Annotated in this window: 1 protein-coding gene; it reads left to right on the forward strand. The window is 66.4% G+C overall.

Going from position 1 to position 25566, the window contains the following annotated elements:
* Positions 1 to 31 precede the first annotated feature (31 nt).
* Positions 32 to 25537, forward strand: a complete 25506-nt coding sequence (locus DU478_RS11560; RefSeq protein ID WP_114511123.1) for a tandem-95 repeat protein — start codon at positions 32 to 34, stop codon at positions 25535 to 25537.
* Positions 25538 to 25566: the final 29 nt, after the last annotated feature.

A 25566-nucleotide genomic window follows, 5' to 3' on the forward strand; every position in this document is an offset into this window, starting at 1 on the left:
CACGGGCCCGAATTTCAGAAAGTATTTTCAGATGGTCGGTATTAACCAAGACAGTCAAATCGGGTCCATCATCGCCAGCGCCAAGACGTTTGGCGTGCGCTTGCAGCACATTGCGCCGCAAAGCTTCTACAACCCCGGCAACCGGCTTGGAGAGGCGCTGGACGCAGCAGGCATCGGGCGGGACATGAACGGCAACAAGATTCTGCTGTTCCAGGATGCCAACACGCGCGACGCGTTTCGCGACAGTCTGACGCCCGCCCAGATCGAGGCGCTGAAGAATGCGGGGCTGGGCTTTGCCACGCATCCCGATCCCGCCGTCGGAGTGAACGGGTTTCACCCGAGCTACAGCAAGTTCTACGAAACCGAACTGAACCGGATCATCAACGGGACAAGCGATCTTTCCAACCTGTCGCCCGGTCAGATCGCGGCGATCCGGAACCTGCACGACTTCATGGCCGACGTGAACAAGGGCAACGTCCCCGGCGCCGACGTGGGCGAACCGAACTTCGACCCGGATGCCATCGAAGACGCCTATGACGAGCGCCGCATCGACCCCGACAGCTTCGATCCGGACAATATCGACCCGAACGATCCCGCGCAGGTCAAGGCGGCCGAGGCGAACCAGAAATTCGACCCGTCCTATGACGGCCCGGACAAATTCGACACCAGTGTCACCGATGCGCGCCCGGATGGGTTCAATACCAGCGACGGCAACGCCAACAACAACCAGGCCCGCACCGAATTCGCCAAGAGCGTGACCGATGCGCTGGTCGATCTGGGCATCATTTCGCCGGAGCAGGGGCAAAAGCTCAACGACCGGCTCGACAACCCTGGCAGCAAGAACCAGACCACGTCGGTCATGGTCAGCAACCTTGCGGATCTCAAGACCGCGGCGCTCGGCAATCTGACGGATGCCGAGCGCAACGAGGCGATTTCCCACAAGCCGATTGTCGAAAACGGCGACCAGGCAGGGACTCCGGAGCAAAACCGGTCGCGGATCGAGGCCAACATCGAGGCGATCAAGGGGCTGGTGCCGTTCCTGCCGAAGGACGCGAACGGCAACCCGGTGCTGCCGGATTTCAAGCAGTTCGGCGAAAAGGCGGTCGAGGCGATGCGCCAGTCGCAGGCCGAGGTGAAGGTCGGCGTCGGCGGCGGCTTTCTGGGCGATGCGGTCGAATTCCTGAACGTCGCCTACGATGCGATCAAGAAAGGCTTTTCCGAAGGCGACTGGAGCGATTTCGTCAAGGCGTCGGTCGATTTCGGCGTGTCCGCCGTCACCTGGGGCGCCATCGCCGCGGCGTCCATCGCGGCGGCAGGACTGGTGGCGGGGCCGGTGGGCGCAGGTCTCGTTGCTGCCGGCTGGGCCGCCTATGGCGTTTACGATGCCATCAAGAACGGGGCCGAACTGCTGCAGAAGATCGGTCAGGACATTGCCGATGCGATCCTGCCCGATTTCAACCTGGTCGCCACTGACGAGACCAACCAGACCGTGTGGTCGCTGATCGACTACCTCGGGTCCATCGGCGACGAGATCCCGACCATCGACCCCTTCGGTTTTGCCCAGGCGGCCAGCACCATCGACGTGCGCCTGCCGGCTGGCCTGACCGGCGGCGACGGCGCCGAACTGATGTTCGGCATGGACCTCGCGCCGCTTGACGGGCGGGGCGGTGACGACATCCTGATCCACAGCGGCTTCGGGGATGCACGCGGCGGCGACGGCGACGATATCCTCATGGCGCGCAGCCATTCCGGCGTCACCTTCGATGGCGGACGCGGAAACGACTGGATCATCGTTCGGTCGGGCACCGGCGGCGAATTCATCGGCGGACAGGATCAGGATGTGATCTTTGTCGCCAGCCGCGGTGCGCTGATCTGGGGCGACACCCGCAACGGCGACGGCTACACGGATCAGAATTTCTACGGGCCCCTCGACGCCGAATCCAAGGACGAGGCCGACCTGATCTGGTGGTGGCCGGGCACGGTGATGATGGATCCGTCAAGCTCGGACCGGCTGCGGTTCTTCGGCGTGCCGCTGGTGGGCGGCACCAACGACCTGCCGCTGACCTGGACGCCCGCCGCGGTGATCAACGCCGTGGTGCCGGTCACGGGTCTCGCGCTTTGGGACAGCCCGCTCTATTTCGACTATTTCATGCCCTTCATCGGCTACATGCAGTTCGACGACGGCACGCTGCACGTCTTCAACCTTTTCGAAGACCTGTTCGGCGCCGACCAGATCCCCGACACCGCAGAGCGTCTCAAGACCGGAGAGATCGCGCCCAGCATCAAGGGCTCGATGATGTTCCTCGACTACCAGTCGCGGGCCACCTTCTGGAGCGCCGGTTTCCGCGAAGGCGCGGAAGAGGATTTCGCCAACGCCACCACCATCTTCGACCTCGTCTTCGCCGGCGGCGCCACCGATGCGTCCCGTGCCGGCGATCTGGGCATGCTGTTCAAGAACGCCAACCCGCTTCTGGATCTGCTGGCGCTGATCCCGGTGCCGGCCATTGGCGGGCTGCTGCGCGTGCTGCCGATGATCGACCGGTTGCTGACGCTGAAATCCGCCGCCGACCTCTGGACCAAGGCGTTCCAGTGGCGCGAGGACAACGACCCGCTGGTGCTCGACCTCGATGGCGACGGGCTGGAGTTCATCTCGCTGCAGATGTCGAAAGGCTTCTTCGACTTCGACGGCGACGGCTTTGCCGAACAGTCGGGCTGGGTGCGGCCCGACGACGGGTTCCTGGTGGTGGACGAGAACGGCAACAACCGCATCGACGACGTGAACGAGATGTTCGGCGGGCCGGGCCAGTCGGGCTTTGGCGAGCTGTCGGGCCATGACGGCAACGGCGACGGGGTGATCGACGCCGCCGACGCGATCTGGGCCGACCTGCAGGTCTGGCGCGATCTGGATCAGGACCGCGAAACAGACGAAGGCGAGCTGTTCTCGCTGGACGACCTGGGCATCGTCAGCATCTCGCTCGACACCGACAACCTTGACGTGATGGACCCCACCGGCGTCTACCTCGATGCCTCGGGCGAAGTGACCTTTGCCAATGGCGACGTGTTCCGCGCCTATGACGCGATCTTCGACACCGACGAGGTCAACACGATCTACAACGGCGAAACCGAGCGGCCCGCCTGGGCCGCCGGCGAAAGTGAAGACCGCGTCGACGCGCGCGGCTTCGGCCAGGTGGTCGACCTGGAAATCGCCATGGCCAACGATTTCGAATTCGGTCGGCTGGTCGTGGACACCGTGGCACAGATGACCACGCCCAAGCTCAAGACCCTGGTCGAGCAGGCGGCGCCGGTCATCGGCAACTGGTCCTTTACGCTGCCTAACAGCCGCGAACTGATGCCGGTGCTGGTTGAAACCGATGCGGAGGGCGCGCAGACCATCCTCGACCGCGCGATCTATGCCGAGGATGCGGCAGGCGGTTTCTGGCAATTGGAAAGCGGCGCGCCGGTGCTGGATGCGCAGGGCGCTGAGATTGCCCGCGCGACGCTCGAGGACGTGATGGCGCAGTCCGCCGACACCGGTGCCTGGCAGCTCGAACAGTTCTTCTCGCCCTCCAGCCGTTCGGCCCCGCTGGAATTCCGGACCGAGCGTCCCTACCTGGGCGAACGCATCGACGGGCGCATGGTCATCTACGACTGGGGCGTCGAGAACCCGGACGGCAGCTGGCGGCTTGCCAGCGGTGCCGCGATCACCGATGCGGGCGGCCAGCCCATCGCCGCGCCGACGCTGGACGACGTGATCAACAGCCCCAAGCCGCTGGGGCAGGAGTGGCGCGTCGAGGCGCATGACTTCAACCGTTACGCCGGTATCGAGGTCGAGCGCATCGGCTTCAACATGATCGACAACACGGTGGTCGATTACACCGTCGAAGTGACCGACGCCGACGGCACCTTCGTGGTCTGGGCGCGCAACCTCGACCGGGCTCTCGAATTGCAGGACAAATACGGTACCGCGCGCGAATTCAACCTGCGCAACTACGAGGTCGATTTCGACACGCTGGACGAGGTCGGATCGACCGACGACAGCGCCTTCCGCGTCGAGGTGATGACACCCGGCCAGATGCACTATGCCACGTCGCTGGTGGGGGTGGATTTCCAGCCGCAGATGCTGTCGGCCCGGATCGACGCGGGCGGGGTGATCGACTACACGATCAGCCCGACCTTCGACACCACCGAGACGCTGCCGGGCGGTTATGAAAGCGCCATCGCGGCGATGATCGAACTGCTCGACCCGCTGGTGGCCCAGTATATCGACAGCTCCCGCGCCATTGCCGCGCAGCTGGCCCTGCAGGGCGGATTGTCACCCTTTGCCCGCGATCTGGAATACACGCCCGAGCTCAACCAGTGGCGCGGCACGTCTGACCGCGAACTGACGCCGTTCTTCGAGGCGATCTTCGAAACCATTCCCGCGGGCTACGACGCCGCGCGCGACTACCTGGCCGACTGGAACGCGATCCTGTTGCAGATCTGGCCCGACTACCAGCCCGCCGCGACCAATTCCGGCGGATCGTCGGTCACCGTCGACCAGGCGTTCCTCATGCAGATGCTGCTGCCGGCCTTCGAGACCATCCCGACGGACCTCGACCTGCCCAGCGTGCTTTACGCGCTGTCCATCGACCAGAGCCGCCTGCGTCAGCACGACGCCACGGCGACAGAGGTCCTGGGTACGAACGGCGTGGATTACTTCCACATGACCGCGGGCGACCAGACCTACAGGGGTGGCAACGGCGAGGACATCTACCTCGTCAGCAGCCTGCCCAGCGGCCACGACATCATCGACGATGTGGATGTGGGCAAGACCGACACGCTGCGCTTTGCCGGGGTGCTGTCCTCCGAGGTGACGGCGGTGCGTGACGGCCAGGACATGCTGCTCACCGTCGAGGGGCGCGGCGACACGATCCGCCTCAAGGACCAGTTCCTGGGCGAGCTGAACCCGATCACCACCAGCGGCAAGCGTGTGGAATCGGGGGTCGATTCCATCGTCTTTGCCGATGGCGTGCTCTGGAGCCGGTTCCAGATGGCAATCGAGGTGGCGACCGAGTTCGAGACCAACGACGTGGTCATCGGATCGGGCTCGGGTGACGTGCTGCGCGGCGGCAAGGGTAACGACGTGCTGCGCGGCGGTGCGGGCGGCGACTACTATTTCTATAACGCCGGTGACGGCCAGGACGTCTTCGGCGAGGCGCTGGATTTCGGCGCCACCGTGGCGCAGGCGGGGTTCGGTCCGGTTGCGGGCGGGCTCGACTTCATTTTCTTCGGCGAAGGCATAACGCCCGAGAGCATCCGCCTGCAGCGCGACGGCGCGTCTGATCACCTGCAGATCACCTTCCTCGATGAGGACGGGAACGAGACCGGTGACACGCTGGAGGTCGAGAACCAGTTCGGCGGCGTGCGGCTCAACCTCGGCATTCTGGGGGATTTCGACCCCAGCCTCGCCATCGACTATTCCTCGCCCTACCTGATCGAACGCTTCGTCTTCGACAACGGCGACGCGCTCGATTTCGAAGAGATCGCCGCCCGCGTGCTGGACGAAGCGGGCACCGAGGGCGACGACGCCATCTACGGGATGCTCAACGACAACATCCTGAACGGGCGCGGCGGTGACGATTTCCTGACCGGTCTCGAAGGATCGGACAGCTATGTCTTTGGCCGCGACTACGGCCACGACGTCATCCTCGACGACGATTACAGCCTCAAGCTCTTCGGCGCACCGGACGATTACCTGAACTTCATTGACGACCTGCGCTGGACGGACTTCGACTTCGAACGCGACGGGGCGGGCGACACGCTGACCCTGCGGATCAAGGGTACCGAAGATGCGGTCACGCTGACCGACTACCTGAAATCCGTGCCCTTAGTCGGCTACGTGAACCTGATCGAGGAGCTGACTTTCGGCGACGGCACGGTCTGGTCCTGGACCAAGCTCTTGCAGCATTACGTCGATATCGCCCGTACCACCGGCGACGACACGATCTACGGCTTCCAGGTCGGCGACGTGATCGACGGCGGCGCGGGCGACGACCTGCTGGTGGGCCAGGGCGGCGGCGACACCTTCATCTACGAACGCGGCTACGGCACCGATACGATCCTGTCCTTCGGGGACGAAAAGACCGTCGACCGGGTCGAGCTGCGCGGCATCGCCAGCGACGAGGTGCGCTTCGACCGTACCGATCTCGACCTGATCGTGACCGTGATCGACACCGGCGAGCGGCTGATCCTGAAAGACCAGTATGTCCGCGACGGCAAGCAGAAGCACGCCACGGAAGAGCTGGTATTCTCGGACCGGATCATGGTCTTCACCGACCTCAACGCCGAGGATATCGACCTCGTCGGCACCTCGGGCGACGAGACCATCACCGGCTCGAACCTGAGCGAGAAACTGGACGGCAGGGCCGGCGACGACCTGCTGGTGGGCCGCGACGGCGGCGACACCTATGTCTTCGACGCGGGCTATGGAAACGACACCATCGCCGATACGCAGGAGCGCGCGGCCTGGGAAAACCGTCGCTTCGTGCCCAATATCACCGCCGACACGGTGGAATTCGGCGGCGACATCACCCGTGAGAACATCCTCTATACCAAGGATGGCAACGACCTGGTGATCTCGATCGTCGACCGGACCGACACGCTTCGTATCCGCGACCAGTTCGCCTCCCTGACCAAGGGGGTGGAGCGGTTCAAGTTCTACGACGGCACCGAGATTGCCATCTCGGATGTCGAAGAGCTTCTGAGCATCGAGGGCGGCAATCGCGGCGACAACGTCATCGACGGACTGCCGGACCAGGAAAACGTGCTCGATGGACGCCAGGGCGACGACATCCTGCGCGGCGGCAATCTGGGCGACACCTATGCCTTTGGCGCGGGTTACGACCTCGACATCATCGAGGAACGCAGCGACAGCGCCGGAATCGTCGACCGCGTGGTCTTTGGCGAAACGGTGCGCGCCGACACGCTGATCGTGCGGCGCAGCGGCGACGACCTGCTGATCGACCTCGGCAACGGCGAGGACGTGCTGACCATCGTCGGCGGGCTTGGCAGCCGCAGCATCGAGGAGTTCCTCTTTGCCGACGGCACGGTGCTGACCACCGACGATTTCCGCGACCGGCTGCTGGCCGGCGACGCGGGCGACAACCAGCTGATCGGCTTTGCCGGGCGCGCCGACACGATGGCGGGTGGCGCCGGGTCCGACGCGATGGAGGGCCAGACCGGCGACGACGTCTACCGCTTCGGCTTTGGCGACGGCGCCGACAGCGCCCGCGACACCGGCGGTGTGGATCGCGTCGAATTCGGCACCGGCGTGACCCAGGCCGATATCCGCTTTACCGAGGTGGGCACGGATCTTCTGATCACCCTGACCCGCACCGGCGAGACGCTGGTGATCCTCGACGGCGTGTCCTCGGACGACCGGGACTGGATCGAGACCTTCGCCTTCGACGATGGCGCAGAGCTGAGCCTTGCGGATGCACGGCTCCGGGCGCTGGCCGACAAGCAGAACACCGGCATGGACGTCATCGACGCGACCGTGCTGCCGCAGGATTATGCCATCACTCCCGGCGCCGGGTTCGACGGCGTAATCATGGACAGCGACACGCAGGTGACGTTCCGCGCCGGCGACGGTATCGACCGGATCGAACTTCCCGCGAACGTGGGCGACGCGCGGATCGTGCTCGACGACCTGACCAGTGCGGACGTGGTGGTGCGGGTGACCCGGATCGACGGCGACGACCTGACGCTGTCCTTCCCCGAAACCGGCGACCAGATCATCCTCGTCGGCGCGCGGGCGGCGACGCAGTTGCCGGTCATCGCCTTTGCCAACGGCATCGAATGGGGCCGGGCGGAGCTTTTCGCCGCGGTGATCGACGCCCAGCAGACAGCGGGCGACGACGTGATCTTTGGAACTGTCGTGTCCGACACGATCGAAGGCGGCACCGGCAACGACGACATCCGCGGCGAGGCGGCGAACGACCTCTTCATCTTCACGCTGGGCGACGGGCGCGACGTCGTTTCGGACACGGCGGGAAGCGATACGCTGGAAATCCGCGGCTACGCGCCCGAAGACATGCGCGTCAGCCTGCCGGTCAACGGGTCGGCCGCCTTCGGGCTCGACGCGCGGGTCGAGCTGGTGCTGTCTTTCCCCGGCACCGGGGACGAGATCACCCTGCGCTACGACGAGGACCTCAACGGCGTCGACAGCGTGCGGTTCGAGGACGGCACGATCCTCACCCGCGACGCGCTGATCGCCGAGGTGGTGGGTAAGGGCACCGACTTTGCGGAGTTCATCGCAGGCACCGCGGGCAACGACACGATCGAGCCGGGCGGCGGCGACGACACGGTCGAGGACGTCGGCGGCAACGACGTCTACATCTTCCGCGCCGGAGACGGACGCGACATCATCGACGAGGACGGATCGCGCTACGACAGCAATACGCTGCGCCTGCCGGATCATGTGCCAGCAGACGTGAAGGCGTTCCGCCCGGCAGACAGCAACGACCTGGTGCTGCGCCTGCCGGACGGTGACGAGATCCTGCTGCCGGACCTGTTCCTGACCTACGCCGGCAACATCACCCGGGTCGAGTTCGGCAACGGCAACGTCTGGAACCAGACCACCCTGCGTGCCGCCGCCGACAGCGGCTTTGTCCCCCCATACCCGCGCGAGATCACCGGCACCAACTCCGGCGAGACCCTGACCGGCACTGCGCTGTCCGAGGTGATCGAAGGTCGCCTTGGCAGCGACACCTACGTGTTTCAGCGCGGCGGCGGCGTCGACATCATCCAGAGCGACACCGGCCGCAACGAGTTCAACACGCTGCGGATCGAAGGCTACGACTTTGCCGAGGCGCGGTTCGAACGCTCGCCCACCGACATTGCCGACCTGGTGATCCGCTTCGACGGCACGGACGACCGGATCACCCTGCGCGACGCCTGGTACGACGGCCATACCTCGAGCACCTACGTGAACGGCGAATGGCTGCGGACCTACTGGCGGATGATCTCGACTTTCGCCTTCGACGACCAGTCGCTGACCTACGACCAGCTGGTGCAGCACCTGCTGGAAAGCCAGATCAGCGACGGCGACGACGCCATCGCCGCCATCGGCAGCGCCGAGACCATCGAGGCCGGCCTGGGCGACGACACCATCTCGGGCGATTTGGGCGACGACACCATCGTGTTCCGTCAAGGCGACGGCAACGACGTGATCCTGCCCTCCAGCGGCTCCGGCCGCGCGACCTTGCAGATCATGGATTACGCGGCTGCGGACGTCACCGTGTCGCGCGACATCTACGCCAAGGCGGGCTATGTGCTGACCTTCGCGGGCAGCAGCGACAGCATCACGCTCGTGGGCTCGGGCCGCACGTCGTTGGGCGGCGTCGACCGGATCGAGTTCCAGGACGGCACGGTCTGGACCGGTGCGACGCTCGACGCGCTCGCGCCCTCCGCTGAAGGCGCCACCGGCACGCCCGGCGATGACTGGCTGCGCGGCACCACCGGGGCGGAGCTGTTCGAAGGCTTCGGCGGCGACGACTACATCGAAGCGGATGACGGCGAGGACACCATCGCCTTCAGCCGCGGCGACGGCGTCGAAACCGTCTATGGCGATGACTATCCCGGCTTCCACCTTGAATTGCGCGACATCGATCCTGGCGACATACGCCTGCTGATCGTGCCGGTGCGACAGGAGTCGGTCTATACCTACAGCCGCCCGGTGGAACTGCGGATCACCGGCAGCGACGACCGGATGTATCTGCTCGACGGCGAAGAGGGGCTCGACAGCATCACCTTCGGCGACGGCACTGTCTGGAACCGCGCACAGATCGAAGCGGCGTTCGAAACCTTCCCGGCGCCCGCGGGTGGCGAGATCACCGTCGACGTGTCGCCCTATGTCTCGTCGCATGCCTCGACCGCGGCCGACGAAATTCACCTCGTGCCGATCTTCTCGGACGGGTCGCAACAGATCACCTTCACCTATGCCGCCGGTGGAGGGCACGATGTGTTCGTCTCGCTCGATCCCGGCATGGGGCACCAGAACCGCATGGTGATGAGTGGTATCGCTTCGACCGAATACGAAGCGCGGCTGGTGCCCTTCACCTCTCCGGTCAACCAGTACGGCGAGGGGCCGGACCTGCTGCTGACCTTCGGCACGCCCGATGACAGCGTGCGGATCGTCAGCCCCGTTGGCGAATGGGAACCGACGGCCATCCAGGAAATCGAATTCTCGGACGGGGTGATCGTCTCCATGGACGATCTCGTGGCCGAGGCCGAGGCTGCCGAACTGGTCGATCCGCGCGCCCTGTCCGGCCCGGTCGTCCTGACCCGCGGCACCGAGACCGGGCGCTATTTCGCCGAACCGCCGTTCGTTCCGGGCGGTCCCGGCCCCATAGGCAACGAAGAACTGCCGCCGCCACCCGACGGCGAACCCTTGCCGCCGCCGGATGGCGAGCCGTTGCCCGATGGCGGGCCGCTCGACCTGTTCTTGGCGGACGTGCTGATCACCGATATCTCGGTGCGCAAGCAGGCACAGGAATATATTCTCGACGTCGCGCCGCGCGCGCCCGATGGCAGCGATGCCATGGAGATCTGGCTGGGCGGGATCTACGCGCTCGATCTGATCGCCGTGACGGTCGAGAGCGGCGGCACGGACCCCGAGTTCATCACCTTCTACGGAAGCGACCTTGCTGCACTGGTGCCGCCGCCGGCGACCACCGAAGGCGACGACGTGATCGCCCTCGAAGGCATGGCGCCGGTCACGATCGAAGGCCAGGGCGGCGACGACCTGATCACTTCCGACTCCGCGCAGACCACCTTTGTCTACGAACGCGGCGACGGCGAAGACCTTGTCACCGCCGGGTCCGAACGGTTCCTGTCCACGCAAGAGAACACGCTCGAACTCATTGGTATCGCGCCCGAAGACGTCAAGCTGGTGCAGCATGGCGGCGACCTTTTGATCCGGATCCTGGAAAGCACGGAGGGCGCGGGCGACGGCGGCGTGATCCGCTTCATCGACGGCTTCTTCGTCGACAGTTATTCGGCCCCGACTCCGTTCTCATCCCGGCTTGGGGCGATCACCTTCGACAACGGTACGGTCTGGACCGCGGGCGATATCGAAGCGGCGGTCCGGCGCGAGCTTGGCACCGACGGCAATGACGTGATCGAGGATCTGGACGGCCCGCAGGTCTATGACATGAAAAAGGGCGACGATGTCGTCATTTCGGACACCAACACCAACGACAGCTACGTCTACCGCAACGGCGACGGGTTCGACGTGGTCGAAGACGCAGGCTACAACTATGCCTTTGCCGGTCAGCCCGGCGAGGACGTTCTGACCTTCCCGGATCTCTTGCGTAGCGACATCGCGCTGGTGCGCGACGGCTACGACCTGCGCATCGATATCCTCACGGATGCGGCGCGCGGCATCGCGGCCGGATCGATCACGCTCAAGGACGCCTATTTCACCGACGGCGGCTACAACTACCTGATCGAGCGGCTGGTCTTTGCCGACGGCTCCGAAAGCCTGATGTCGGATGAAATCCAGACGCTGCTGGATGCGCAGGCCACCGATGGCGACGACGCCCTGCTGGCGCCGGGACAGTCCTTCGTGCTGGAGGGCGGGCTTGGCAACGACACGATGGCCGGGCATGCAGAGGCCGACACCTATCGCTACAGCCGTGGCGACGGCCATGACGAGATCCTCGAGGAACGCGATTACGACCTCGCCACGGACGTGCTCGAACTGACGGACATCCTGCGGTCCGATGTCACCTACGAGGTGACGCCGGCGGGCCTGATCCTCCGCATCGCCGAAAGCGCCGAAGGCGCGGGGGATGCCGGGTCCATCCTGATCCACGGCATGCTGGCCGGGACCGACTATCCGTTCGAGGCAGAAGATGCCGGTGTCGGGATCGAGAAGATCGTCTTCGGCGACGGCACCGAGATGACGCTGGGCGCGCTGTCGACCGAGTTGCTCGCGGCACAGGTCACGCCCTTCGCCGACTATCTCGAAGGATCGACCGGCAATGACACCATCGAAGGCAAGGCGGGCGACGACATCCTCGCAGGGGACGCAGGCGCCGATACCTACATCTACACCCGCGGCGACGGTGCCGACTGGATCGTGGATTCCGCCTATGAAAGCGCCCAGGTCGACCGGCTGGTGCTACATGGCATCGACCCCGCCGACGTCACGCTGCGCCGCGGCCATGACGAGGACATGATCCTGCTGGTCGCCGACAGCGCGCCGGGCGCGGGCGACGGCGGCCGCATCGTGGTCCGCGACTCTCTGTCCACGTATCCCGGACAAGGGATCGAGGAGATCGCTTTCGACGACGGCACTGTCTGGCTGCGCGACACTTTCGCCGGCATGATCGACGTGGCCGGGCCGACCGATGGCGACGACCGCGTCGTGGGCACCGATGCGGCCGACACGCTCGAAGGTCTGCAGGGCGATGACCTTCTGCAGGGCGAGGACGGCGCGGACACCTATGTCTTTGCCCGCGGCGACGGCGCCGACGTAGTCGAGGACATCTACAGCAGCGCCAACCGCATCGTCGTCAGCGGCTATGAGGCCAGTGAACTCCTTTTCGAACGCCGCGGCATCGACGGGCGCGACCTGATCGTCCGGTTCGCCGACAGCGCCGATCAGATCATCGTCCTGAACGGGCTCGACAACGCCTACCGCGCGCTGCCCGTGTCGCAGATCGAACTGACGGATGACGGCACGATCTTCACCATCGCCGCGATCCAGGCGTCGCTGGTGTCGGGCCAGTCCAGCGACGGCGACGACGTGATCGTCGGCAGCGACCTGGGCGATGCGTTGCAAGGCGGGCCGGGCACAGACCTCGTGGACGGGCGCGAGGGCGATGACGCCTATACCTTTGCTGCCGGGGACGGCGACGACCGCTTTGCCGACAGCGGCGCCTATGACGACAACGACGTTCTGACGCTCACCGACTACGCGCCCGAAGACCTCGAATACGCCCTGCGCGCCGGGGCCAACAGCCTCGACCTCGTGCTGTTCTTCAGCGGCACCCGCGACCGGGTGATCCTGGAAAACGCGCTGGCGGACGACCGCGAAGGCGTCGACCGGGTGATCTTTGCCGACGGAACCGAATGGGACCGCGCCGAGATGCGCGCGCAGGCGATTGCCTTTGCGCAGCGCCCCGGCGCCGAGCCGGTGCTGGGCTTCGACGGCAACGACAGCTTTGGCGGTTCCTCCGGCGACGACACCCTGTCTGGTGGCGAAGGCGCCGACAGCTACACCTTCCGCCGCGGCCACGGCGACGATGTGATCGTCGAGGGGCCGACGCAGGCTTTCGGCACCGACCGCCTGTCGCTGCCGGATTTCGTGTCGACCGAGGTGTCGGTGGCGCGGCTCTTCAAGGGCAGCGATACCGTGGTGCTGCGCTTTGCATCGTCTCCGGATGACAGCCTGACGATCACCGATGCGCTGGCCCCCGACAATGCCGGGGTGGAGCAGATCGCCTTTTCCGACGGGGTGACCTGGACCCCTGCAACGCTCCTCACGCTCCTGGATAACAATGCCCCTGTGGCGACCGATGACGGCTATTTCACCGCCACCATCGGCGAGGCGCTGGTGCTGGTGGCGGCGACCCTGCTGCGCAACGACTTCGACGCCGATGGCGATCCGGTGTCGATCATCGCGGTACAGGGCGGCGACGACGGCTTTGCCGAGATCGACGCGAACGGCAACATCGTCTTCACACCCGACGCCGACTTCTATGGTCCGACGCAGTTCACCTACACCCTCAGCGACGGGCGCAACGGCATCACCACCGGTACCGTCGACCTGCGCGTGCGGCCGGTGGCCGAGGCGCGCGACGACACCGGCCTCACCGTGGCCGAGGACGGGTTCCTGACCATCGACGCGGTGCGGCTGCTGTCCAACGACCTCGACGGCGACCGGATGATCGTGAGTCAGGCCTACGGAGCGCAGAACGGCACCGTGAGCCTCGCCAGCAACGGCCAGATCACCTACACGCCGGATGCCGATTTCAACGGCACAGACACCTTCACCTATGTCGCCAACACGCCCGAGGGCGGCCGCGCCGAGGCGACCGTCACCGTCGAGGTCACGCCGGTCAACGACGCGCCCGATGCGCGCGACAACAGCGGGTTCGTCACCGACGAGGATGTACCGATCCAGATCGTCGCCAGCCTTCTGGCGGTCAACGACAGCGATCCCGACGGCGAGCCGCTGACCGTCACCTCCGTCAGCAGCAGCGACACGATGGACGTGACGCTCACCGAGGACGGCGTCATCCTCGCCACGCCGCGCGCCTATTTCTACGGGCAGGCCTATTTCGACTACACGGTCGAGGACGCGGCGGGCGCCAGCGACACCGCGCGGGTCTTCGTCACCGTAAATCCGGTGAACAACGCCCCCGAACCGGTGCGCGACACCGTGACCACCGACGAGGATGTCCCCTTCGTCATCGCCGCCGCGGACCTCCTGGGCAACGACATCGACCGCGACAATGACCTGTTGACGATCACTTCGCTCACGGGTTTCGACTACGGCGGCAACGCGACGCTGCTCGACAACGGCACGATCCTGTTCGAGCCCAATGCCAACTTCAACGGCACCGGGCGGTTCAACTACGTGGTGAGCGACGGCGAGGGCGGCAGCGCCATCGGCACGGTCGACGTGGTCGTCAACCCGGTCAACGACCGGCCCGTGGCGCGCGACGACAGCTATCGCTCCGCGGCCTTCTCGACCGTGCTGCGCGGCACCGAGGACGTGGCGCTGGTGATCCCCATCGCCGAGCTGATGAAGAACGACAGCGACGTCGAAAGCCAGGCGCTGAGCTTCGAGAACGTGTCGAACCCCGGCGACGGGGTGATCGAGATCGTGGGCGGCAATGTCGTCTTCACCCCGGACCAGGATTTCTGGGGCGAGACGACCTTCAGCTACCTGGTGTCGGACCCGCAGGGGCTGGTCGACGATGCCACGGTCACGCTCTTCTTCGATAACGTGGGCGACGCGCCGCCGGTGGCCGTGCCCGACGAGATTCTGGTCTACGAGGACGTGCCGATCACCATTCCGGCCGCGCTTCTGCTGGCCAACGACACCGATATCGACCGCGATCCGCTGGAGATCTCGGGCTGGCGCCTGCCGGATTTCGCAGAGCAGTTCTTCGACCCCTTCACCGGCAGCCTCGAGCGCGACGAGAACGGCGATTTCGTCTATACTCCGGCGCTGAACGAGACGCGCGAGAACGGGTTCTATTACTACGTCACCGACAATGCCGACGGCACCACCGAAGGCTATGTCGACATCACCATCATCGCTGTGAACGACCAGCCGAGCGCGGTGCCGGATTCCGTCGCGAGCACGCCGCTCGACGTGCCGCTGGTGGTGCGCATCGCGGACATCCTCGCCAACGATTTCGACGTGGATGACGACCCGGACGGGCCGAAGTCCATTTCCTTTGTCGGTGTCGACTCCGCCTCCGTCGGCACCGCGACGGTGCGGGACGGGTTCATCGTTCTGGATGTGCCCGCGGGCTATTCCGGACCGGTGGAACTGGTCTACCGCATCACCGACACCGAAGGCGTCGAGGACACCACCACGATCACCGCCATCGTCGAGGGCAGCTATGCCCGGCTGCTGACCGGCACGCCGCAGGACGATCTGCTGATCGGCAACGCGCTCAATGAGACCGTCGAGGGCCTCGCGGGCGCCGACATCATCGAAAGCGGCGCCGGGTCCGACACGGTTCGGGGCGGCGCGGGCGAGGACACGATCCTTGCTGGCGACGGCGACGACCTGATCGACGGCGGTGACGACGCCGACAGCATCGAGGGCGGCGCCGGCTTCGACACCGTGACCTATGAAGGCTCGAACGTCGCGGTGCGCGTCGATCTGGCTGCGCGTATCGGGCAGGGCGGGTTCGCCCAGGGCGACCTCATCACCGGGGTCGAGGGTCTGATCGGCACCGACTGGAACGACACGCTGCAAGGCGGTCTGGCCGACAACCGGATCGTAGGTCGCGCCGGGCGCGACCTGATCGAAGGCCGCGATGGCGACGACACGCTGCTGGGCGAGACGGGCAACGACACGCTGGTGGGCGGCGCGGGTGCGGACAGCATCGACGGCGGCGACGGCGCGGATACCGCCGACTATCGCGGTTCGGCTGCGGGTGTGACCGTGTCGCTGGCCGACGGCACCGCGTCGGGCGGCGATGCAACGGGCGACGTGCTGAACGGCATCGAACACCTCTTCGGTTCGGACGAGGCCGACAGCTTGGCCGGCGACGCGGGCGACAACCGGCTCGACGGCGGGCGTGGCGACGACACGCTGACCGGCGGCGACGGCGACGACACGCTGTCGGGCGGACGCGGGGCCGACGCGATGATCGGCGGCGCGGGCATCGACGTGGCCGACTACACCCTGTCGGTCACCGGCGTGCGGATCGACATGGCCGACGGCAGCGCCGGCGGCGGCGATGCCACCGGCGACACCTTCGACGGCATCGAGATCATGCAGGGATCGTTCCACGACGACACCATCGCGGGCGACGCTGCCGACAACATCCTTCGCGGTGGTCGCGGCGCGGATGATATCGAAGGGCGCGGCGGTTACGACATCGTCGATTTCTCCATGGCCGACGAAGGCGTGGGCGTCGACCTCGCAACCGGCACCGGCACGGCAGGCGAAGCGCTGGGCGACAGCTATGCGGGGATCGAGGGCGTGCTGGGCTCGGTCTGGTCCGACACCATCACCGGCGGCGCGGGCGACGAGACCTTCGACGGCAACTGGGGCGACGACACGGTTTCCGGCGGCGCCGGGTCCGATGGCTATGTCTTCGGCTACGACAGCGGCACCGACCTGGTGATCGAGGCAGGCGCCGCCACCGACACCGACCGCGTGCTGCTCGAGGACGACATTGCACCCAAGGACCTGTCGGTCATCCGCGACGGCGACGACCTGCTGCTGGAACTCGAGCGCGACGAAGGTTTCCTTATCGACACGCTGCGCGTCACCGACCATTTCCTGTCGCCCGAGGCCGGGATCGAAGAGGTCGTCTTTGCCGACGGGACCGTCTGGGACCGCAGCCAGATCGAGGCGCTGCAACGGCTGGGCCGGTTCAACGCCGCCGACGACATCTACCGCCTCGCGATCGAGGACGAGGAAGCGCTGATCGACCCCGCGTTCCTGATCCAGAACGATGCCGACGAGGTGGACGGGATCCGCCTGATCGGAGTCGAGAATGCGGTGAACGGCACGGTGGCGATCACGCCCGAGGGGCTGATCTCCTTCACCGGAGACCAGGATTTCAACGGCGACGCCTTCTTCGATTACATCCTCGAAGACCGGTTCGGCCGCCAGAGCAGCGCCCGGGTCGAGGTCAACGTGGCCCCGGTCAACGACGCGCCGGTGGGCGCCGCGGATGGCGTCTATGCGGGCACCGAAGACACGGTGCTGCGGATTTCCTACGCGGACTTGCTGGGCAACGATTTCGACGTGGACGGCGATCCGCTCACCATCGTCGCGGTCACCCCGCTGCTGGCGGACGACGGGTCGGAACTCTATCCCGAAACGCCGAGCCTCAAAGACCTGCCCTATACCGAGGCCGCAACCCACGGCATCGTCTGGCTGGACGGGACGCATGTGAATTTCGACCCGCGCGCGGATCATTTCGGCTTTGCCGGGTTCCGCTACACGCTGGCCGATCCAGATGGCGCCACCGGGCAGGCGGATGTGGAGCTGTATCTGCTGCCGGTGAACGACGCCCCGCGCAGCGCCGACGACGAGTACACCATCCGGCTGGAACGGACGACCGACATCACCGTCGCGAGCCTCATGTCCAACGACTACGACGTCGAGGACGACGGGTTCACCTTCGAAGGCGTGCATTCCGAATTCGGCGGCGGCATGGTTTATGATGCCGAGAGCGGCGTCATTTCCTTCACCCCCGATGCGCTCGGGGCGGCCGGGTTCTCCTACGACCTCGTGGACGACCGCGGCGCCCGCAGCACCATCGACGTGCAGATCACCGTGATCCCGCTCAACGACCCGCCGGTCGCGCGGGACGACGGGCCGTTCGTCACCGACGAGGACACGGTGCTGGTGATCGACCCGGCTGACCTGCTGGCCAACGACACCGACGACACCGATCCGCTGGACGAGGTGCTGTTCATCTCGGGCCTCGACCGCTTTGCCGAGAACGGGCGCGTCGCCTGGACAGACGACGGCATGATCGCCTTCACCCCGCGCGCCGATTACAACGGGCAGGCCGGGTTCAAGTATGAAGTGGCCGATGGCAACGGCGGCTTCGACGTGGGCTACGTCAACGTCACAATCCTGCCCAGCAACGACGGCCCGGTGCCGCGCGACGACATTGCGCTGGCGCTGGAAGACGAGGTCAGCTGGATCATCCCCGGCGAGGTCTTCGGCAACGACCTTGACCCAGAAGGCGACGTGATCTTCTTCGAGAGCGTCAAGATCCTCGGCGTCATCGACGGCGATTACGAGACCCGCAGCCCCGTCGACGTGTCCTACGGTTTCGACCTCGCCCGGCTCGACCCCGGCGTGACCGCGACGGCGGCGCTGGCGGATGGCGGCGACCTGCCCGAGGGCCTGGTCTTCGACGCGGCGACGCTGACCTTCACCGGCGCGCTGCCGGACGGGCAAACCGATCCGCTGGACGTGACGGTGACCCTCACCAATCCGGCGGACGGCAGCACCCATGTGACGCCGGTCACCCTCGCCACCGATGCCGACCTGGCCGCGGGCGTGACGGTGCAGCCCCCGGTGGCGCTCTTCGACCTGGGGGCGGGCGACTGGAGCCTGCGGCCCGCGGGCAACCAGCCGCTGCCCGGCTGGCTGGAGTTCGACGCCGAGACGTTGCAACTGACCAAGGTCACAGACGCGCCGCTGGACGACACCGACCCGCTGCGCCTGCAACTGCGGTTCGAACCGGAGCCCGAGGTACTGCCCGACGGCACGCTGGCCTTCGGCCGCCGCGGCTTTGCCATCGAGGTGCTGATCGACCCGCAGGCCGAGATCCCGGCCGAGGTCAACGCGCTCTTCGCCAACGACCCGTTCTTTGCCGCGCAGGGGCTCTATGCCCTACCCATCCGAGCCGATGCGACGCTCGAGGCGCGCAACGAAAGCGGTGCGCCGCTGTCCGACTGGCTGAGCTTCGACGCCGCCGAGTTCAGCTTCGAGGGCACGCCGCCGCCGGTCTTCGTCGGCACCCCGCCGGTGCGGGTCGAGGTGGCGGACGCGGGCCTCAGCTACAGTGTGCTGACCGAATTGCCGGTCGATGCCACCTATGACCTGACGGTCGCGGACGGCTTCGGCACCAATCTGCAATCCGACCGGTTCCAGCTTCTGACGCCCGAGGATTTCTACGGCCAGGTGGTCGTGCAGTATCTTGCCGCCGACGAGAAGGGCGGCGTGTCCGAGGATCCGGCCGAGATCGTCGTCAACGTGCTCAACACGCCCGAGACGCCCGAAGCGGTGGACGATGCCTACGAGATCCTCGAAGACGGCTCCATCGCCATTCCCTTTGCCGAAATCCTCGCAAACGATTTCGACGAGGATGGCGACGCCATCCGCATCGTCGGGATGAACCCCGGCACCATGACGACGATCACCCGCGGGTCCCTGCGCCTGATCGACCCGTCCGAGATGGACGGCGGCAGCGGCGGTTCCGGCGGCACCAGTGGCGCCGATACGTCGGGCGCCATGGGGCTTGCCATGCTCGAGCTCGAGGCCAAGATCGCGGCCTTCGGCTTTGAAACCGACCAGGCTCCGCAGCCGCACGAGGCCGACATCCATTGCCCGTGCTGCGGCGCCACCTTCATTCTGGAGAACGGCGCGCCCACAGATGACGGGCTGGGCGGCGCGATTGCCCCGGCCACCGGCACCGATTTCGGCGATCTCGATGCGCTTACGGATTTCCTCACCGGCGGCTTCTGGACCGGCAGCGACCGCGCGCATAACCTGACCGATGCCGGCACCGATCCCAATGACGGCGTGATCCTTTACAACCTGACCGGCTACGACGAGGACGCCGACGGAATCACCGTCGAACGTGCGGAACTGGTGCGCGAGGCGTTCAAGCTGCTCGAGGCGACGCTGGGCATCGACTTCGAAGAGACCACCGAGACCGATCGCGCCGTCACCGACATCTTCTTCGGCGACAACCGCGACGGGGCCAACGCCCAGACGGTGCTGACCACCGGCGGGGTGGTGGATTACTCGCTCATCAACATCCAGCCGGACTGGTCCGGCGGCACCTCGACCTACAACGACTACACGCTGCAAACGATCTTCCACGAGATCGGCCATGCGCTGGGCCTGGGGCACCAGGGATTCTACAACCTGGTGGGCGACTTCGGCGCCGACCGCGAATTCGACAACGACAGCTGGCAGTCGTCGATGATGTCGTATTTCGCGCAGACCGAGAACTTCCACGTGGTGGCCGACCTCGCGCTGCTGCAATCGCCGATGGCGGTGGACTGGATGGCGCTGGACGACCTCTATGCGGGCCAGGGCTTCGGCGTCGCCAACGCCTTTACCGACGACACGGTCTGGGGCTTCAACACCACCGTCACCTCGGACGTCAGCGACATCTGGGCGACCTGGTCCGACTGGGCCAACGCCACCGCCTCGACGCTGGTGGACGGCGGCGGGATCGACACGCTGGACCTCTCGGGCTACGACGACAACACGCTGATCTCGCTGGTAGAAACCACGCGCGATGCATTGGTGCCGTCGTTCTCGAACATCGGCGGTCTGTTCGGCAACCTGACGCTGGCCGAAGGCACGGTGATCGAGAACGCCATCGGCGGCGCCGGGGCAGAGACCTTCTGGGGCAACGACGCCGACAACCGGCTGGTCGGCAACGGCGGGCAGGACACATTCCACGACAGCGACGGCGCCGACACCTATGTGGGCGGCAGCGGCACCGATCTGGTGCGCTTCGACGGCAACTTCGGCGACTACGCCTTCGACCTCTTCGAGGACACGATCGAGGTGATCGGCAACGCCGTCACCGACGTGGTCGACGCGACGGTGGATTTCCTGTCCTTCCTCGACCGCACGCTCAGCTGGCGCGCGCTGGCGGACGAGATCGCGCCGGGCGCCGCAGATGCCATTCCGGATGAAACGCCCGAGCCCGGCCCGGTCCGCCCCGGCATCACCGCCGATGGGCTGCCCACGCTCGCGGACGGGGTGTACCTGCTGTCGATGACCGACGGCAGCGACGTGCCCTTCTGGCTCTCCATCGACCGCGACACCGGCGTCATCAGCGGCGACGTGCCGTTCAACATCCGTGCCGACCTCATGCTCGACGTGACGCTGACCAACGGCACGGATACCTACGTGCAGACGATCACCGTTGCCGCCGATGGCAACGAGGGCGCATCGGTGGTCTTCACGCCGGACGAAGGCTGGAACGGCACCTACACGGTCGGCTACGTCATCACCGACGATGCCCAGGGCACCGGCGAGGGCCAGGTGGTGATCGAGGTGCTGCCGGTCAACGATCCGCCCGAGGCGGTCGCCGACCGGCTGACGGTCAACGAGGACACGGCGCTGGTCATCGACCCCGCGACGCTCACCGCGAACGACATCGACGTGGACGGAGATCCGCTCACCGTGCTGTCGGTCTCGAATCCGTCGAACGGAACCGTCACCTTCGAGAACGGTCAGATCACCTTCACGCCGACCGCGAATTACGACGGTCCCGCCGGGTTCGACTACGTGGTCAGCGACGGCGCGGATGGCGAGGATACCGGCCGGGTGGAGATCACCGTGGTGTCGACCAACCGCGCGCCCGATGCCGTCACCGACCGCTTCGCCGCGGTCGAGGACGAACCGCTCACCATTGCCATCGCCGACCTGCTGGCCAACGATATCGACCCCGACGGCGATCCCTTCACCTTCGTCGGCATCGACTCGACCGCACCGGGCGCCCGCAGTTTCCTGCTGCCCGGCGGCGAGATCCAGTTCGTGCCGGACGAGGATGTGAACGGAGAGATCGTCTTTACCTACCGCGTGACCGATGGCCGGGCCACCGGCACCGGGCAGGTCGTGCTTGACGTGGCGCCGGTCAACGACGGTCCGCGCCTGTCGGACGATCCGGTGATCGCGGGCACAGAAGACACGCTGATGACCGTGGACATGGCGCAGATCATCGCCAACGATACGGATATCGAGGGCGACACCTTCACCGTCACACGCGTGTACGACCCCGAGAACGGCAGCGTCACGCTCGACGGTACCATCGCCACCTTCACCCCGCGCGCCGACTACTTCGGCAATGCCGGGTTCCGCTACGTGGTCACAGACGCGCGGGGCGCGACGTCAGAGGGCTTCGTCAACATCACCCTCAGTCCGGAAAACGACCTGCCGCAGCCGGTGCTCGACCGCCTGGTCACTGACGAGGACCAGCCGCTCGAGATCAGCGCCGCCGACCTTCTGGCCAACGATGTCGACCCCGATGGTGACACGCTGACGCTGCTGTCGGTCAACGGCGCGACGCAGCTGGCGAACGGCAACTGGCTCTTCACGCCGCGGCCCGACAATTTCGAGGAGGAAACGCTCACCTACACCGTCACCGACGGTGGCGGGATGCCGGTGCTGGGGCAGATCATCATCGACCTGATCCCGGTCCCCGACGATCCGCGCGCATCCGACGACACGTTGTCGGGCACCGAGGACACGGTGCTGACCGTCTTCCCCGGCACACTGCTGGACAACGACGTGGAACCCGACCTGCAGGCGCTCACGATCACCGGCTTTGACAACATGCTGGGGCTCAGCGTCGAGATCGATGCGCTGGGGCAGGTGGTGATCACGCCCGATGCCAATCACAACGGCCTCGCGCGGTTCGACTATACGGTGGCGGACAGCACAGGCCGCAGCGACACGGCACGGGTGACGGTGACCTTCGCCGCGGTCAACGACGCGCCGGAGATCGCCGCCGTAACGCTCGCAGGCACCGAGGACACGGCCTTTGCCGCGACGCTCGACCCGGCGATCTTCTCGGACGTGGACGGCGATCCGCTGCAGGTCGGCCTGCGCGGCGCGGGTGCATCGGCACTGCCGGCCTGGCTGGCCTTCGATCTCTCGACCCTGACGCTCTCGGGCATGCCACCGAAGGATTTCAACGGGAATGTCGCGCTGGAGCTCTTCGCCTTCGACGGCATGGTCGAGACGGTGGAGTCCCTGACCCTGACCATCGCGCCGGTCAACGACGCGCCTGGGATCGCGCCGATCGCCCTGCAAGGCACGGAGGACGCGGCCCTGGCGATCACGCTCGACGCCGCGGCCTTCATCGATGTGGACGGCGACACCCTGACCATCGACCTGCGCGGCGCGGGCGGCGCGGCCTTGCCAGACTGGCTGGCCTTCGATCCCGCAACGCTGGCGCTCACCGGCACCCCGCCGGCAGATTTCAACGGCGACGTGGCGCTCGAAGTCGCGGCTTTCGACGGCACGGTCGAGACGGTGGCCCCGGTCACCCTTACCATCGCGCCTGCGCCGGATGCGCCGCGCGCGCAGAACGACTTCATCGATATCGGCACCGATCTTGTGGTGACGGTGAATGTCGCGGACCTTCTGGCCAACGACAGCGATCCGGATGGCGATGCTCTGGTGGTGACCTCGGTGACCGGTGGCGACGGGTTCGACGCGGTGCTGGAGGGCGAGACCGTCACCCTGACGCGCGATCCGCGGCTGGGCGGGCAGATCGCCATGGGCTACGAGGTCAGTGACGGCACGCTGACAGATCAGGCGGTGCTGCTGATCGACCTCGAGGTCGCCAACCGAGCGCCCGCCATCGCCGCCTTCGGTCCGCTGACCGGCGACGAGGACGCCGCCTTCGACCTTGCGATCCCGGTCGACGCAATCACCGATCCCGATGGCGATGCGCTGACCCTGACGGTGGCCCGGGCCGGCGGCACGGCATTGCCGGATTGGCTGAGCTTCGATGCCGACACGCTGCGCCTGACCGGCACGCCTCCGGCGCATTTCTTCGGCACCGTGGCTCTGCAGATCAGCGCCGGGGACGGCCAGCTGAGCGCGACGCGAAGCTTCGACCTGGTGATCGCGCCGGTCAACGACGCGCCCACGTTGTCGGCGCCGCTGTCCGACCGCTCCGCGACCGAGGACACGCCGTTCGCCGTCCAGCTTCAGCAGGGGCTTTATTCGGATATCGACGGCGACGCGCTGAGCTTTGCGTTGAAACAGGCGGATGGCCTGTCGTTGCCGGACTGGATTGCCTTCGACACGGAGACGCTGACGCTGACCGGCCAGGCACCGCAGGATTTCTTCGGCGATGTTGAGCTGCGGCTCGAAATCTCGGACGGGCAGGCGGTGATTTCCGACGATTTCACCCTCAGCGTCGCGGGCACCCCCGATGCGCCGGTCCTGGTCACGCCGCTGCCGGATATCGACACCGGCGACACTGGTCTGAAACTGAGCACCGGAACGCCATTCGTGGTCACGGCGCCGCTGGGCAACTTCGCCGATCCCGACGAAGAGCCGCTGCAATTCGCGGCGCGTCTTGCCGATGGCAGCGCGCTGCCGGGCTGGCTGAGCTTCGACGGCAGCAGCTTTGCCGGAACTGCGTCGCGCGACGGGGTCGGACCGGACGGGCGTATCGAGATCGAGCTGCTGGCCAGCGACGGGACCGATACGGTGTCGGACGTCTTTGCGCTGGATTTCGACCTGCGCAACAGCGCGCCGGTGGCCGCCGACGATGCCTTCGACATCACCGTTCCGAACATCCTGCAGATCGACCAGTCGGCACTGCTGGCCAATGACAGCGACGCGGATGCGGGCGACACGCTGCAGGTGATCGCGGTGGGAGAGGCCGATCACGGCACGGTCAGTTTCGAGGATGGCGTGGTGACCTATCTTGCCGATTTCGACCACAACGGCACCGACCGGTTCACCTACACGGTGAGCGACGGCGCCGACACCGCAGAGGCGACAGTCACGGTCACGGTCGACAACCCCTTCGACCGGGTCGAAACCGGCGGGGGCGGCAGCGATTTCCTGTTCGGGCGCGGCGGCGACGACCTGATCCTGGCGGGTGCCGGACGCGACTTCCTCTTTGCCTCGCGCGGCGACGATTACGTCGACGGCGGCCGGGGCAACGACCTTGTGTCGGGCGGGCAGGGCAACGACACGCTGCTGGGCGGCGCCGGGCGGGACACGATCTTTGCCGGATCGGGCGACGACGTGATCGCGGGCGGGCGCGGCAACGACCGGATCTTCGGCGGCTCGGGGCGCGACAGCTTCCGGTTCGAGACCGGGGACGGGTCGGACGTCATCTACGGCTTCGAGACGGCGCGCGCGCGGCGCAACTCGATCATCCCCGGCGACGAGCTGCGGCTGAGCGTCGAGGGCATCGACAGCTTCGCGGATCTGATGGCCAATGCCAGCCAGACCGGGGGCGGCGTGCTGCTCGACCTGGGCGGCGGCGACCAGATATTCCTCGCCGGCACCCGTCTTGCGGCACTGGATGAAGACCAGTTCACGTTCTACTAAGGACCGCACCAGTTCAGGAGCCGACCCGG

Source organism: Thalassococcus profundi (genome assembly GCF_003344785.1).
GTDB lineage: Bacteria > Pseudomonadota > Alphaproteobacteria > Rhodobacterales > Rhodobacteraceae > Puniceibacterium > Puniceibacterium profundi.